The 15,070-nt window shown below is 74.3% G+C and carries 12 protein-coding genes; 3 read left to right on the top strand and 9 right to left on the bottom strand.

Annotation, left to right across the window (positions count from 1 at the left end; genetic code table 11):
• Positions 1–31: 31 nt before the first annotated feature.
• A complete protein-coding gene (locus tag ACZ58X_RS28725) occupies positions 32–847 on the bottom strand; it encodes an alpha/beta fold hydrolase (protein ID WP_470336486.1) in 816 nt (271 codons plus the stop codon).
• A gap of 290 nt (positions 848–1,137) precedes the next feature.
• Here ACZ58X_RS28725 and ACZ58X_RS28720 point away from each other — a divergent pair, with 290 nt between their 5' ends.
• Together ACZ58X_RS28720 and ACZ58X_RS28715 are read left to right on the top strand one after the other, a co-directional pair.
• A complete protein-coding gene (locus ACZ58X_RS28720) occupies positions 1,138–5,007 on the top strand; it encodes a type I polyketide synthase (protein ID WP_470336485.1) in 3,870 nt (1,289 codons plus the stop codon).
• A 185-nt stretch (positions 5,008–5,192) separates the two neighbouring features.
• Complete coding sequence (locus ACZ58X_RS28715; RefSeq protein WP_470336484.1) at positions 5,193–5,777, top strand: TetR/AcrR family transcriptional regulator; 585 nt, start codon at positions 5,193–5,195, stop codon at positions 5,775–5,777.
• A gap of 107 nt (positions 5,778–5,884) precedes the next feature.
• Here the strand turns inward: ACZ58X_RS28715 and ACZ58X_RS28710 are convergent, their stop codons facing one another.
• The gene (locus ACZ58X_RS28710; RefSeq protein ID WP_470336483.1) at positions 5,885–6,385 is read right to left on the bottom strand and encodes a PaaI family thioesterase; all 501 of its coding nucleotides are present in this window, start codon (positions 6,383–6,385) and stop codon (positions 5,885–5,887) included.
• A gap of 227 nt (positions 6,386–6,612) precedes the next feature.
• Here ACZ58X_RS28710 and ACZ58X_RS28705 point away from each other — a divergent pair, with 227 nt between their 5' ends.
• Positions 6,613–7,242 carry a TetR/AcrR family transcriptional regulator gene (locus ACZ58X_RS28705; protein ID WP_470336482.1) on the top strand — a complete coding sequence of 210 codons (630 nt, stop codon included), beginning with the start codon at positions 6,613–6,615 and terminating at the stop codon, positions 7,240–7,242.
• Between the two features lie 109 nt (positions 7,243–7,351).
• Here the strand turns inward: ACZ58X_RS28705 and ACZ58X_RS28700 are convergent, their stop codons facing one another.
• Genes ACZ58X_RS28700 through ACZ58X_RS28670 form a run of 7 tightly spaced genes read right to left on the bottom strand, consistent with a single transcriptional unit; the run spans position 7,352 to position 15,059 of the window.
• A complete protein-coding gene (locus ACZ58X_RS28700; RefSeq protein WP_470336481.1) occupies positions 7,352–8,707 on the bottom strand; it encodes an MFS transporter in 1,356 nt (451 codons plus the stop codon).
• Positions 8,656–11,205 (bottom strand): alpha/beta fold hydrolase, encoded by a 2,550-nt coding sequence (locus ACZ58X_RS28695; protein WP_470336480.1) that lies wholly within the window; start codon positions 11,203–11,205, stop codon positions 8,656–8,658. Before ACZ58X_RS28695 ends, ACZ58X_RS28700 begins: the two co-directional genes overlap by 52 nt.
• Before the next feature lie 19 nt (positions 11,206–11,224).
• On the bottom strand, positions 11,225–12,052 hold the full coding sequence (locus tag ACZ58X_RS28690) for an aminoacyl--tRNA ligase-related protein (RefSeq protein WP_470336479.1): 828 nt from the start codon (positions 12,050–12,052) through the stop codon (positions 11,225–11,227).
• Positions 12,049–13,260: an acyl-CoA dehydrogenase family protein gene (locus ACZ58X_RS28685; protein ID WP_470336478.1), complete on the bottom strand. Its 1,212-nt coding sequence runs from the start codon at positions 13,258–13,260 to the stop codon at positions 12,049–12,051. Before ACZ58X_RS28685 ends, ACZ58X_RS28690 begins: the two co-directional genes overlap by 4 nt.
• Positions 13,257–13,532, bottom strand: a complete 276-nt coding sequence (locus ACZ58X_RS28680; RefSeq protein WP_470336477.1) for an acyl carrier protein — start codon at positions 13,530–13,532, stop codon at positions 13,257–13,259. Before ACZ58X_RS28680 ends, ACZ58X_RS28685 begins: the two co-directional genes overlap by 4 nt.
• Positions 13,529–14,428, bottom strand: coding sequence for a hypothetical protein (locus ACZ58X_RS28675; protein WP_470336476.1), 900 nt, complete (start codon positions 14,426–14,428; stop codon positions 13,529–13,531). Before ACZ58X_RS28675 ends, ACZ58X_RS28680 begins: the two co-directional genes overlap by 4 nt.
• Positions 14,421–15,059: a phosphopantetheine-binding protein gene (locus ACZ58X_RS28670; protein WP_470336475.1), complete on the bottom strand. Its 639-nt coding sequence runs from the start codon at positions 15,057–15,059 to the stop codon at positions 14,421–14,423. Before ACZ58X_RS28670 ends, ACZ58X_RS28675 begins: the two co-directional genes overlap by 8 nt.
• Positions 15,060–15,070: the final 11 nt, after the last annotated feature.

Genomic DNA, 15,070 nt, shown 5'->3' with positions numbered 1-15,070 from the left:
CCCTGCGGGCCGGGACCAGCGGGTGTGGTTCTCAGGTGCCGGTGTGCTGCGCGAGGAACGGGCCGAGCACCGCGGCGAACCCCTCGGGGTCCTCCGCCAGCGCGTTGTGGCCCGTGTCGATCTCCGCGTAGGCGGCACCGGGTATGCCCTCGCGCAGCAGCTGCTGCTGGTTGGCCCCGCAGACGCGGTCGTGCGCGCTGGCGAACACCAGCGCCGGCGCGGTGATGCGGCCGAGCAGCGGACGCAGGTCGACGGTGAGGCCGACCTCGAACTGCCGCGCGGTGCCGGGCTGGAAGTTGTCGGCGATCTGCCGGACGAGCTTCCCGTGCTCCGCCTCGTTGGTCGCCTCCCAGTAGCGGGGGCCGAGGGTGGCCAGCGGGAACATCTGCGGAACGAGCGCGGTGCCCAGCTCCGCATCGGTGCGCAGCAGGTCGAGCGAGTAGCGGAAGTCGGCCGTCATCCGCTCGTCGGTGTAGGCCCAGCCGGCGTGCGAGACGACCGAGCGCACCCGCTCGGGGTGCTCGGCCGCGAGGCGCAGCGCCACCACGCCGCCGAGGGAGTGGCCGGCGAGGTGGAAGGCGTCCAGGCCGGCGTGGTCGGCCACCGCCAGCACCTCCGCGACCAGGTCGCCCAGGGTCAGCGGACCGCCGTGGTCGACCGTGTCACCGGAACCGGACAGGTCCGGGGTGACGACGGTGAACCTCCCTTTCAGCTCCTCGACTTGCTGGGCCCAGGCGGCGCCGCGGGTTCCGGTGCCGTGCACCAGGACCAGAGCCGGGCCGCTGCCTTCGATGCTGTACGCCACGTCGGCGTCGCCGCCGCTGATCCGTATCCCCGCACTCGGCATGTCAGGTGCCTCCTCAGGATTGGTCGACTACCGGACAAGATGGGACCATGAGTCGAGGTTGGATGCAAGTATCACTTTTAACTGAGAGCCAAGTACGGGAGCGATCTGGGCCACACCCGGAGGCGCCGCTCGACCGCCCGACGGCGGAGCGGCGCAGGTGAGGGGCACATTCGGTGGCCAGCGATGCAAGTAGGCGGCGCGGGTTCAATCTTGACCTTGCATCAATGATTGAACGACTATCACTTCTGTAGCACCGATGCTTCGCTCGTACATGAAGGCAGGTACGCCCCATGGATCAGCCCGAAGTAGCGTCCGACCGCTCGATCGCCGTCATCGGCCTGGGATGCAGGTTCCCCGGCTCCTCGAACGCCGACGAGTTCTGGGAGCACCTGATCGGCAATGCCGACAGCGTCACGGCGATTCCCGGCGACCGGTACGACGCGGCCGCCCACCACTCCCCCGACCCGGCCACCCCGGGCAAGTCGGTGTCGGCGAAGGGCGGGTTCATCGACGACCCCTTCGCCTTCGACCCCGGCTTCTTCGGCATCTCACCCGCCGAGGCCCGCGCCATCGACCCCCAGCACCGCGTCCTGCTCCAGGTCGTCTGGGAGGCACTGGAGGACGCCGGCATCCGCCCCTCCGCCCTGGCCGGCAGCCGGACCGGCGTCTTCGTCGGCCAGGCGACCGCCGAGTACGGGGACGAGTACCGGTCGCTGACCGACCAGGACATCTGGCGCACCGTCGGCAGCCAGCTGCGCTCGATGGCCTCTGGGCGCATCTCGTACGCGCTGGACCTGCGCGGCCCCAGCATCGTGCTGGACACCGCCTGCTCCTCCTCCCTGGTCGCGGTGCACATGGCCCGGCAGAGCCTGCTCACCGGGGAGAGCGACCTCGCCGTCGTCGGCGGCGCCAACGTCGTCCTCTCCCCCCGGGACGCCGTCGCCTACTCCCAGGCGGGCATGCTCTCGCCGGAGGGCCAGTGCGCGTTCGGCGACGCCGACGCCGACGGGTTCGTGCGCAGTGACGGCGTCGGCGTGGTGCTGCTCAAGCGCCTCGCGGACGCCCGGCGCGACGGCGACCCGGTCCTCGCGGTGCTGGCCGGCAGCGCGGTCAACAACGACGGGCGCAGCAGCGGGCTGCTGGTCAAGCCCTCCGTCCCGGGCCAGGTCGAGATGGTCCGCGAGGCCTGCCGCAGCGCCGGGATATCCCCGGCCGACCTCGGCTACGTGGAGGCGCACGGCACCGGCACCGCCGTCGGCGACACGGTGGAACTGTCCGCGCTGACGGCCGCGGCCGGCCCGGACCGCACCCCGGGGCGGCCACTGCGGACCGGCTCGGTGAAGTCCAACATCGGCCACGCCGAGGCGGCCGCCGGCATGGCCGGGCTGATCAAGACCGTCCTGATCGCCCACCACGGCGTCATCCCCGCCTCGCTCCACCTGAACAGTCCGCACCCGCTGATCGCCGCCCCGGACTCCCCGGTCCGCCTGGTCACCGAGAACGAACCCCTCGGGGACGGCGAGGACACCTACCTCGGGGTCAGCTCCTTCGGCCTGTCGGGGACCAACGCCCATGTCGTGCTGCGCCCGTACCCCGCCGAGGCCGCCGGTGCCGACACCGCGACGGACACCGCGACGGACACCCGCACGGACGCCGCGACGGACTCCGCGAGGGACGGGCGACCCGAGCTGCTGGTGATCAGCGCCCGCTCGCAGCGCTCCCTGGAACGGCTCGCGACCGCCTACGCCCGCCACCTGCGCCCCGGCGGCGCCGGCCACCGCGAGCCCCTGCGCGACGTCTGCGCCGCGGCCGCGCAGCGCCGCGACCACCACCCGTACCGGATGTGGGCGATCGGCGACAGCCACGAGCAGCTCGCCGAGCGGCTGGAGGCCCTGGCGGCCGGTCAGGAGATCGCCGACGGCGGACGCGGCGAGGCCGGTTTCGGCCCGCCACGGCAGACGGTGTTCGTCCTCCCCGGGCAGGGCGCGCAGTGGCCGGGCATGGGGCGCCGCCTGCTGGCGGCCTTCCCCGCCTTCCACGACCGGATGGCCGAGTGCGACACGGCGATCCGGGCCGAACTGGGCTGGTCCGTCGTCGACCTGCTGAACCGCGAGCAGGAGGAGTTCCCCACCGACATCGACGTCGTCCAGCCCGCCCTGTGGGCGATGGAGGTCTCGCTGGCCGCCCTCTGGCAGGACCTCGGCGTCAGCCCCTCGGCGTGCGTCGGCCACAGCATGGGCGAGGCCGCCGCCGCCGTGATCACCGGCGCCCTGTCGGTGCGCGACGCCGCCGCCGTCATCTGCCGCCGCAGCCGGCTGATGGCCCGACTCGGCGGCCGGGGACGGATGCTGGCCACCGACCTGTCCCCGGACGAGGCCGAACTGGTCGCCGCCCGGTACCCCGACGCGCTCTGCGTCGCGGTCGAGAACTCGCCGCGCTCCACCGTCCTCGCCGGGGATCCGGACAGCCTCGCCCGGCTCGCCGAGGGCCTCACCGAACGCGGCCGGCTGGCCCGGTTCGTCAACGTCGGCGTGGCCTCCCACTCCCCCGACATGGACGCCCTGCGGCCCGAGCTGCTCGACGCCCTCACCGGCCTCGAACCGCGCGGCACCTCGCTGCCGCTGTACTCCACCGTGCGCGCCGAGCCCGTCCCCGGGGCGGCCCTCGACGCCCGGTACTGGATGGACAACCTGCGGCGCCCGGTGCGGTTCGCCGGTGCCGTGGCGCAGTTGGCCAAGCAGGAGGAGAGCGTCTTCCTGGAGATCAGCCCGCACCCGCTGCTGACCTCGGCCGTGGAGGAGACCCTGGAGGCGCTCGGCGCCCCGGCCTTCACCGTCGCCTCGCTGCGCCGCAGGGAGGACGAGGGCGCCGAACTCGCCCGCGCGGCCGGGCGCCTGCACGCCGCGGGCGCCGGTCTCGACTTCACCCGGTGGTTCCGGGGCACGGTCCGCCCCGTGCCGCTGCCCCGCTACCCCTGGGACGACGAGCACCTGCGGGAACCGGCCGCCCTCCCGGCGGCCACCGGCTTCACCTACGAACGGCCGCTGGACATCGAGGCGTTGGGGGTGTCGTTCCGCGGCACGGCCGTCGTACCGCCGATGCTGTACGTCGACGCCGTGCTGAGCGCGGCACGTGCCGAACTCGGCGGGCAGCACCGCCTGGAGGACGTCACCCTGACCGGGGAGCTGGTCGACCGCAGACAGGCGCTCGGCGCGTCCCTCCGGGTCCGGCTGCGCCCCGAGGGTGCCGACCACCTCGCGACCGTCCAGGTCGTCACCCCGGGGGCGGGCGGCGAACCGGCGCTGACCTGCCTGACGGCCCGGGTCACCTCGTCTCCGCCCAGGGGCGGCGCCTCGCCCCGGAGCCTGGACGCGCTGCTGGCGCAGTGCGGCGAGTACCTGCCCGGTCCGGACTTCTACGACGAGGTCCGCGGGTACGGCTACGACGTCCCCGACGAACTCGCCGGCGTCCGCCGGCTCTGGCGGCGGACGGGCCTCGCGGTGGCCCGGATGCACCTGCCGGCCCCCGGGCACCCCGCGGCCTGGGAGGTGCCGTTGCAGCCGCTGCTCGCCGTGCTGCCCCGCAGTGGGCCGGAGGGCACGAGCCACAGCTATCTGGCCGTCGGCATCGACGCCGTGACGGTGCACGGTGACGCGACCGACCTGGCGAAGCCGGTGTGGAGCTCGGCCGTGCTCCGGCCGGTGGCGGAGGGCACGGCGTCCGGTGACTCCGTCGTCCGCGCGGACGTCGTGCTCCACACGGACGACGGGGACCACGTGCTGGCGGAGCTGCACGGGGTCCAACTCCTGCGACTGACCGGCCCGATGGCGGCGGAGGCCGGACCCGGGCCCGTGCCTGCGCCGGCCGCCGTACCCGCCGCCGTACCCGTACCGGCGCCCGGAGCAGCGCCCGAGGCCGCACCCGCGCCCGCGCGGGCCGCCGACCGCGAGGCGGCCGTGCTGACGCACGCCGCGGCGCTGCTCGGCACGACCCCCGAACGCATCGACCGCCGACGGCCGTTGCGCGAGCTGGGCCTCGACTCCATCACGGCCGTCCGGCTACGGCAGCGGATCCGGACCGCCATGGGCATCGACCTGCCGGTGGGGCGTCTGCTCGGCCGGGAGAGCATCGGCCGACTGCTGGAATCGACTGAGGTTTAAACGAATACTACGCATCAAAGTTAACTTCTGGTATAACTCCGCAGAGGAGGACCGGGCCCGGCCGTACGGGCCGCGCAACAGATGGTTACAAGGTCCACTCCCTTGTCGCTGGAGAACGTATGTATGCTGCTGACCCCCCTCTCGCGCCCGTCGCCATGGGCCGCCGCGAACGCAACAAGCAGCGGATGAGGGAACGAATCTTCTCCGCTGCCCTGAGCCTCTTCGCCGAGAAGGGCTTCGAGCAGACGAAGGTCGACGACATCACGGAGCGCGCCGACGTCGCGCGCGGCACGTTCTTCAACCACTTCCAGCACAAGGAAGAGCTCGTCACCACCTGGAGCAGCCAGCGCCAATCGAGATTCGAGGAGAAGATGCGACAGAGGACGCCCTCGAACGACGACCTGTGCGTCGCCCTCGGACGGTGCATGACGGCACTCGTCGAGATCAACGAGGAGGAGGAGCCGGGGTTCAACCGGGTCATGCTCACCTCGTGGGTGCGGGCGGGTCTGCCGATCACCGAGCCGCCGCGCACGGCCGAGGTGTTCGCCAACGTGATCCGGGCCGGACTGGCGGAGGGCCGGATCAGGGCCGGCGTCGACCCGATGCAGGTGGGGTACCTGCTGCGGGACGCCTACCTGGGAGCGCTGTTCCGTTGGTGCCGCGGCGACTTGAAGGCCGACGGCCTGGCCGCGGAGCTGCAGCGCATCGTGGACTTCCTGCTGCCCAGCATCGTCCACGACAGCCCCGTCGTCGGCAGCAGCAGGAAGTAGCCGGCGCGGCCGACCCCCCTCGCGAGCAGACCCGCGCACGACCTCGAAGGCGCCGCCCGAACACCGGGCGGCGCCTTCGAGGTCGGCGGTGTCGCCGTGACGGACCGTCAGTGCGAGGCGCTGGCACCGCCCTTGGCCACGTCCCGGATGAGGCAGGTCAGGCGCGAGGTGCAGACCCGGCGGCCCTGGTCGTCGGTGATGACCACCTCGTAGGTCGCCGTGGTGCGGCCGCGGTGGACCGGAGTCGCCGTGCCCGTGACGATCCCCTCGCGCATCCCCCGGTGGTGGGTGCAGCTCAGCTCCACCCCGACCGCGACCCGCTCGGGGCCGGCGTGGAGGGTCGCACCGATCGAGCCCACGTGCTCCGCCAGGACGGCCGAGGCGCCGCCGTGCAGCAGGCCGTACGGCTGGGTGTTGCCCTCGACCGGCATGGTGGCCACCACCCGGTCGGCGGTGGCCTCGACGAGCACGATGCCCATGCGGTTGCCGAGGTGCCCGGAGGCGAACATCGCCTCCAGGTCGACGCCGCCGTCGGCGAAACGGCTGAGGACCTCAGGCGGGATCGCCACGGTGCGCGGCATGGTCTGCGTCTGGGTCTGCTCACCCATGGGTGCGGCTCCGATCGGCGATGGGGTCGGGAAAGGGTCGCTCGTAGGACTGTAGTTTGCCCCATCTGTCCATCGCTGCACTGTGATTGACGTCTCCCCGTCAGAAAGTGTGCAGCGCCGCGGCCCTGACCGACATGAACCTGGCATGTGACTCTAAACTTAAATCCTAGTATAAGTTATGCAAGGGCTGACCCAGGAACTGACACCCTCACCCCACAGGAGAACGCATGGCCGACGAAGCCTCCGTCGCACTTGTCCCGACGGGCCGCCGGGAGCGCAACAAGCAGCGGATGAGGGAACGTATCTTCTCGGCCGCCCTGAGCCTCTTCGCCGAGAAGGGGTTCGAGCAGACCACGATCGACGACATCACGGAGCGCGCCGACGTCGCCCGGGGCACCTTCTTCAACCACTTCCAGCACAAGGAAGAGCTCATCACCACCTGGAGCAACCGGCGCAGAGAGCGGCTGGAGGAGAAGCTCCAGCAAGAGGTGCTCGCGGAAGTCGACGTGAGCAGAGCCCTCGGACGGTGCATGACGGCGCTCGTCGACATCAACGACGAGGAGCCGGCCGAGCTCAACCAGGTCATGCTGATGTGCTGGGTCCGGGCGGGCCTGCCGATCACCGAACACCCCTACACCGCCGAGATGTTCGCGGACGTGATCCGGGCCGGCCTCGCGAACGGCCGGATCCGCACCGGCACCGACCCCCTCCAGGTCGGCCACCTCCTCCGCGACGCCTACCTCGGCGCCCTGTTCCGGCTGCGCCGGAACGACCTCAAGGACATCGACCTCAGGCTGGAACTCCAGCGCGTCCTGGACATGGTCCTCCCCAGCATCCTCAGCGACGCCCCCCGCTGACCCACCCCGACCGGTCCGGCCCCTCCGGCCCCTCCGGCCCCTCCGGCCCTTCCGGCCCCCCGCAGCCCCGAAGCCGGCCCCACCGCCTCCGGGGCCGGCCACCGCGACCTCAGCCGGCGGGCTGCGGGTCGGCCTCCTCGACCGGGGCCTGCGCCCGCGACTCCGGGTCGGGCTCGTTGCGGCGCGACCACGGCAGCGAGGCCAGACCGGCCAGCCCCAGCAGCGCGGCCCCGCACCACAGCGGGGCCCGCAGGCCCAGGTGGGCGGCCAGCAGGCCGCCGCCGAGCGAGCCCACCAGCAGCCCGAGCAGGCTGAACGTGCGGGTGGCCCCGGTCACCCGGCCGATCAGCTCGCCCGGGATCAGGCTCTGGCGCAGCGAGGAGACCGTGATCGTCCACACGGTGGTGTAGAAGAAGTAGACCGCCAGCATCGCGGTGACCAGCAGGGCCGAGTCGGTCACGGCCATCACCAGGTAGGCCGCGGCGCCCAGCAGCAGGGTGGCGCCGATGGTGCGCCCGGTACCGAGCAGTCGGCGCACCGCCGGAGCCGCGAAGCTGCCGACCAGGCTGCCCGCCGCCGAGACGGTCAGCGCCAGGCCGTACTCGGCCGGGCTCAGTCCCAGGGTGTCGGTGGCGAACAGCACCAGCACCGAGAACGGCAGCATGTACGCCAGGTTGGTGACCACCGACATCAGGGCCAGGGTGCGCAGCAGCCGGTGCCCGACCAGGTAGCGCAGACCCTCGCCGATCTGCGCGAGCGCGTTCGGCCGCGGCTCCCCCGAGGCGGCGCCGGCCGCTCCGGCGGGAACCGGTCCGGGGGTGACCGGTCCGGGGGTGACCGGTCCGGGGGTGAAGTCGCCCTTCAACCACCAGAAGCAGCACGCGGCGAGCACGAAGGACGAGGCGTCCAGCAGCACCGGCAGGATCGCGGCGATGCCGAACAGCAGGCCGCCCAGCGGCGGCCCGGCGATCTCGTCGCAGACGGTCTGCGCGGCCGCCAGCCGCCCGTTGGCACGGTCCAGGTGCCGGGGGGCGACCACGGTGGGCAGCACCGAGAAGGACGAGACGTCGGCGAGCGTCTCGAACAGGCCGAGCACCACGAAGACGCCGTACAGCACCCAGATCGAGGCCAGGCCCAGCCAGACCAGCAGTCCGAGCGCCCCGAGCACCGCGCCGCGGACCAGGTTGACGCCGATCAGCAGCCGGCGCCGGTCGAAGCGGTCCACGGCGACACCGCTCAGCACCGCCACCAGCAGCCGCGGCACCGCGTAGGCCGTGGACAACCCGGCCACCAGCTCCGGACGGTCGGTCAGGGACGAGGCGAGCAGCGGGACCGCGACGAAACTCGCCCCGTCACCGAGGTTGGAGACGGCACTGCCCAGCCACAGCTTGCCGAACTCCGGCCCCAGCCCCTTCACCTCGCCCCCGCGGAGTCCGCGCCGTGCCTCGGGTGCCGCTTCCACCATGTGTCGATCTCCTCCGCGATGCGCCGGACCCGGGGCCGGGTCATGACGTTGAAGTGGTCCCCCGGAACGGTACGGACGGTCAGCCCGCCGGACAGGGCCGTCTCCCAGGGCGCCCAGCGACGCCGGGCGGCGTCCTGCTCGGCGGCCAGGTAGAGCACCTCGCCGTCGTACCCGGGCACCCCGGGGCGGGCCAGCACGCCGACGTTGGTCCGGAACACCTCGGCCATCGCGGCGAAGCGGCCCTCGTCCAACTCCGGTCCGATGATGCCCTCCCGGCGCGCCCAGGCCCACAGCGCCCCGTCGTCGGGGCACTCGGCCGCGGTGGTGCCCACCGCTCCGGTGCGGCCCGCCGCGGCGGCCAGGTAATGGCTGAACTCGGCGGTCAGGTCGGCGTCCTCGTCGCCGGGACCGGGCATCGGGGCGTCGATCAGCACCACCTCGGGGCGCGGGCCGGCGGCGGCCAGCCGGTGCGCCATCTCCACGGCGACCACCCCGCCCATCGACCAGCCGACCAGGGTGAGCGGCCCGGCGACTCCCCCGGCGGCCAGCAGGCCGAGGAAGTGCTCGGCCAGTTCACCGGCGGAACGCAGCGGGGCGCGGTCGTCGTGCAGGCCCGGTACGGCGGCCGCGTACACCGGCCGGTCGGTGTCGAGCGCGCCGGCCAGCGCGGCGTAGCACAGGATGTCCCCGCCGATCGGTGGCAGGCACAGCACCGCCGGGCCGCTGCCGGGCCTGATGGTGCGCAGGGCCCCGGGGCCGGCGTCGGGTCCGCCGCCCGCGCTCTCGCCCGCGCTCTCGCCGAGCAGCCGGGCGAAGGACTCGACGGTGGGGGCCTCGAAGAGTTCGACCGGGTGGAGGTCGGTGCCGCAGATCTCGTTGAGCCGGGCGACCGCCTGGAGGGCGACCAGGGAGCGGCCGCCGAGTTCGAAGAAGTCGTCGTCCAGGTACACCTCGGGGCGCTCCAGCAGGGCGGCCCAGGTGTCCGCGACCGTACGCTCCAGCGCGGTCACCGGCGGCCGGCCGGTGCGCGTACCGGGCCCCGCCGCCGCGGCCCCCGGTGCGGGCGCCGCCTCGGGGAGCGCCTCGCGCAGCCGGGGGGCCAGCGACTCGACGCTCGCGCGGGGGTCGGCCGCCGCCGCGCCCAGCAGCCGGAGCAGGTCGTCGGCCAGGCGCTCGGCCGTGGCCGGGGCGAAGCGGTCGGCCGCGTACGTCAGGTCGATCCGCAAGCCGCCGTCCCGGCGCTCGCCGATCCACAGGCTCAGGTCGAACCAGGCGGTGGCCGCGTGCGCCTCCACGTCCTCGCCCGCCAGGCCGCCCAGCCGGACGGGCCGTTCGGAGAAGCCCTCCACCGACAGGAAGGCGGAGAACAGCGGGTTGCGCCCGGTCTCCCGGCGCACCCCCAGCCGGTCCACGAGCCAGTCGAAGGGCACGTCCTGGTGCGCGTAGGTCCGCAGCGCCGAGCCCCGAACCGCCGACACCAGCTCCTGGAAGGAGGCGTCCCCGTCCGGCCGGACCCGGAACACCGTGGTGTTGACGAACAGGCCCACCACCTCGGCCCACTCCGCCCGCGCCCGGCCGGAGACCGGGCTGCCGACCACCAGGTCCGCCCGGCCGGTGTGCCGGCGCAGCACCGCCGCGTAGGCGGCGAGCAGCACCATGAACAGCGTCGCACCCTGGGCCCGGCCGAGCTCGCGCAGCGCACCGGTCACCGTCCCGGACAGCTCCCGGGAGACCACCGCGCCCTCGCCGGGCCGGGGCGCCGGGTCCACCTCGTCGGCGGGGAGCCCCAGGTCGGCCGGGGCGCCGGCGAGTTCGGTGCGCCAGAAGGCCAGGCTGCGCTCCGCCTCCGGACCGTCCAGCCAATCCCGTTGGCCGGCCGCGTAGCCGGGGTAGCCGGCGGTCGGCACCGGCTCGGGGAGCGGGCCGCCGGCCAGGTGGGCGTCGTAGCGGGACTCCAGCTCGCCGTAGAGGAGGTCCAGCGACCAGCCGTCGGCGATGCTGTGGTGCAGGTTGAGCAGCAGGACGTGGTCGTCCTGGGCCAGCCGCAGCACGGAGGCCCGTACCAGCGGGCCCCCGGCCAGCAGGAACGGCGTGCGCGCGTCCGCCTCGGTGTACCGCAGCAGTTCGGCCTCGCGCTCGGCGACGGCCAGGTCGCTCAGGTCGACCAGCGGGCACTCCAGCGGTGCGCCGGAGGGCAGTTGCAGCGGTTCGCCCAGCACCTCGACGTAGCGCATCCGCAGCATCTCGTGCCGCTGCGCCAGTTCGGCCAGCGCCCGGCGCAGCGCGGACACGCTGAACCGCCCGCGGAAGCGGTGCGCCGACGGCAGGTTGTAGAGCGCGCCGCCGTCGGTGAGGCGCTCCAGGAACCAGAAGCGCCGCTGGGCCTCCGAGAGCCGGAGCCGGGCGGCCGCCGCGGGGTTCGCCGCGGCGCGCGCCAGGAAGGTCTGCCGCTGCTGCGCGGTCAGCTGGGTGAAGCGTTCGAACCCGCCGGTTGCCATGCCGTTCCTCGAGACGTCGTCAGACTGCGGTCAGGGCGTCCGGCGCGGTGATCCGGGGCCAGTTGCGCCGGTCCTCGCCGTGCGCGTGCTCCAGGGCGAGGGCGATCCGCTCCAGGCCGAAGGCCACGCAGGAGCTGTGCGCGGCGTCCTCGCCGTGGCGGATGCCGAACCGGCGGCCCAGGTGGTCCCGGTGCCGGTTGGCCGAGGCGATCGCCGTCCCCGGGTCGGTGTCGGTGAGCTTGGCCACGAACTCGTACTTGAGCCCCTGTTCGAGCTGGGTGGAGCGCATCAGCCGCCCGCCCGGACCGAAGAACGGGTCGGTCGCGGAGACCACCCGGACGTCCAGGCCCAGCCCGCCGAGGAACGCCTCGCAGCGCGGTATCCAGGAGTCCCGCCAGTCGGCGGCCTGCTCGGCCGGGCCGACGGCGACGAACTCGCGCATCCGGAAGCTGCGGAAGCGGCCGGTCTCGCTGGTCGCCTCGTGCCGGTAGCAGTAGCCGGCCGCGTCGAGGACGACCTGCTCGTCCAGCTGCCGGCCCGCCAGTTCGGCGTAGAGGTTGTAGCAGACCGCCGGGGCGAGCACGACGTCGGTGGCCGGGCGCCCGTCGGCCGGTCCGCCGGGCCGGTCGGAGCCGTCGGGCGCGTACGCGTGCACGGTGCCGAGCAGGTGCGGGAAGGACTCCGCGTACTCGGCCCGCTCGATCCGTGCGGCGCTCATCAGCGGCGGGTACCAGACCGGGCCGGGGCCGGTCCCGGCGGTGGCGGTGAGCGCGTCCTGGAGTTCGGCGACGGTCCGCTCGAACGCGGGCCCGAGCGCGGGCGCTCCGGGGATTCCGGTGTCCTTCACAGCTGAAACGCCCTTTCGCCGAGGAGCAGCAGGTCGGAGGTGGCCAGGTCGATCTGCCGGTTGGAGATCATCAGCCGGGCCGAGTGGAGGTCGCGGATGTGCCGGGCGACGGAGTAGGGGCCGTCCTCGGTGTAGCCGGCCATGCCGCAGATCTCCAGGGCGGCCTCGGCGATCCGGGCGGCCTCGACGGAGACCGAGGTCTTGAGCGCGTTGGCCCGGGTGGTGACGGTGTGTTCGCCGTCCGCGCCGCCGTCCCAGCGGGCGTAGTCCGCGGCGAAGCTGCGGACCGCGCCCTGCAGCAGGGCCAGTCGGGCGTGCGCCTCGCCGAGGCGCTCGTCGGCGAAGGTCCCGCCGTTGCCGAGCGCGGCCCGCGCCCGGGCCCGGGTGAAGCGCGCCGCGCGGCGCACCGCGTCGCCCGCCACGCCCGTCCAGACGCCGGCCCACAGCACGTGCGAGAGCGGCACCATGCAGCGGGTGGCGGTGGTGCCGAAGGGTTCGGCGAGCACCTGGTCGGCCGGGACGGCGGCCCGCACCAGGAACGGCGGGCTGACGGTGCCGCGCATGCCGAGGGTGTTCCACCCGCCGGTCTGCTCCAGCTCCAGCTGGTCGCGCCGGGCCAGCACCAGGACCTGGTCGGCGGCCGCGGCCTGCTCGTCCCGGCGGGCGGTGATCAGGAAGGCGTCCGCGACCGACCCGTACGAGACGGTGGTGGCCTGCTTCTCCAGGCGCAGCAGCCCGCCGTCCGGGACGAGCGCCGCCCGGCTGGTGCGCAGGTTGCCGCCGATGCCCGCCTCGGAGGTGACCGAGGCGATCAGGTGCTGCTCGCGGGCCGCCTCGGCCAGGTACCCGGCGAGCGCCGGGGAGGCGGCGGCGGAGCGGGCCAGGCAGGCGACCTGGAGCTGGTGCATCGCCCAGATCATCGCGGTGGCGGCGCAGTGCCCGCCGAGCCGGGAGCCGATCCGGGTGAGCTGTTCGACGCCCAGGCCGGGGCCGCCGTACTCGACCGGCACCGCCGCGGACCACAGCCCGGCCTCGCGCAGGGCGGCGATGCTCGCGGCCGGGACGGTGGCGGTGCGGTCGGCGCGGACGGCCTCGCCCTCGAGCAGTTCGGCGCGTTCCTCGATCGCGGCGAGCGCCGACTCCTCGGTCAGCGTCACGGCTCCGGCCGTCCGGGCGGGTGCCGGCGCGGTCTCCAGGTCGGTGGTCACCGTGCGGCCCCCTCGGTCTCCAGCACCTCGACGCAGGCGTCGGTGAGCCGCTCGATGCTGGCGAACAGGGCCCGGGTGAGCATCCGCTCCGGGAACTCGATCGCCAACGCGCCCTCCACTGCCAGCATCACCCGGGCGGAGGCGAGCGAGGTCAGGCCGTGGTCGTACAGGTCGTCGGTGGCCGCCAGCAGGTCGGCGGAGGGCTCCACCTCGGCGTTGCGGGCCAGCGCGTCCCGGACGGCGCGCTCGCAGCGCTCTCGGGTGGTGGTCATTGGTCCTCCTCGTGGTTCCGGTGGATCGCCGAGAGCAGCTCGGCCGCGGCCCGCCGCTGCTCCTGGTCGCGCTCGCCGAGGTCGCGGACCAGCCGCAGCTGGCGCTGCGGCGGGACGCCCCCGGACTCCAGCGCGATGGTGTGGGCCAGGTACCAGCGGCGTTCCAGGGCGGCCAGGCCCTCGGCGACCGGCCGCAGTTCGGGCAGCGGGCCGGCGAGCGCGGCCAGGAACCGGGCGAGGTACATCCGCTCGGCGGCGACCCCGCTGACGTCCGGGGCTCCGGTGGGGTCGGCCGCCAGGTGGTCGGCGAGCGCGGCGGCGTCCTGCTCGTCGTGCGCGCGCAGCTGTTCGCCGAGCTGGCGGGCGAGGGCGGCCGGCCCGGGGCGCCGGGTGGGCCCCGACCGGACCAGCAGCAGCCGGGAGCCCTGGGCGCTCGGCCCGGAGCGCAGCCGCGCCCAGTCGGCCGGGCGGTACCGGACCGGTTCGGGGTTGTTCATCGGGTCGACGACGACCACCCCGTCGGCGTCCGCCGCGACCACGATCACGCAGTGGGTGATGTGCTGCTCGCCCTCGAACGGGGAGGGCAGGTGGAAGGCGTCCACGGCGGCGGCCACCGGCACGCCGGCCGCCAGGCTCTCCCGCTCGTACGCGCCCGCCCGCTCCGGGTCGGCGAACCGCAGGTCGGCCACGTCGAGGCCGTACCCGGTGCCGGCCGCCGCGAGCCAGCGGCCGCTGCCGTCCAGGGCCGCGCCGCCGGGCCGGGAGAAGCCCCAGCTCATGCCGACGGCCTCCTCGGCGGCGGGCACGCCCTGCCAGTCGAGCAGGTTGGCGACGCACTGCTGGTAGCAACTGCCGTACAGCGCGAGGCCGGTGAAGCGCGGTGCGAGGTCAGGCACGGGCGGCCGCCGGTTCGTCCGCGTCCTGGCCGTACACCTCGGCGGCGACCGCGACGATCGCGGCGAAGTCGGGCACCCGGTCGGCCTGGTCGCGCACCAGCGCGGCCAGGCCGGCGAGCGTCGCGTCCTCGAACAGCCGGGCCAGGCGCAGTTCGACGCCGATGACCGCCTCGATCCGGGAGAGCACCCGCACCGCGCGCAGCGAACTGCCGCCCAGGGCGAAGAAGTCCGCCTCGACGGTGCCGACCGGCCGCTCCAGCACGTCGGCCCAGACGCCCGCCAGCCAGCGCTCGACGTCGTCGGCGGGCGCGGTTCCGGCGCCGGCCGGCTCGTCGGCCCCGGTCGGGGCGGGGGCCGCGGCCGGCAGCGCGCGGCGGTCGAGCTTGCCGTTGGCGAGCCGGGGCAGTTCGGCCACCGCCGTGAACCGGACCGGCACGTGGGAGGCCGGCAGCAGCGCGGCGGCGTGGGCGCGCAGTTCGGCGGCGAGCGGCGCCGGGGCGCCGTCGGCCGGGACGTAGTAGGCGACCAGCTCGTGCGGCGCCGGCTCCCGGTCGGACGTCCCGGTCGGGGACAGCAGCCGTGCCAGTTCGGCCAGCTGGTCCTCGGTCAGGTCATCAAGGCTGGGCAGCATGGGGGTGTCTT

The sequence above is a fragment of the Kitasatospora sp. NPDC040550 genome, from assembly GCF_055594965.1.
The sequence above is the reverse complement of the archived record's forward strand: the minus strand, read 5'-3'. Positions and strand labels throughout refer to the sequence as shown.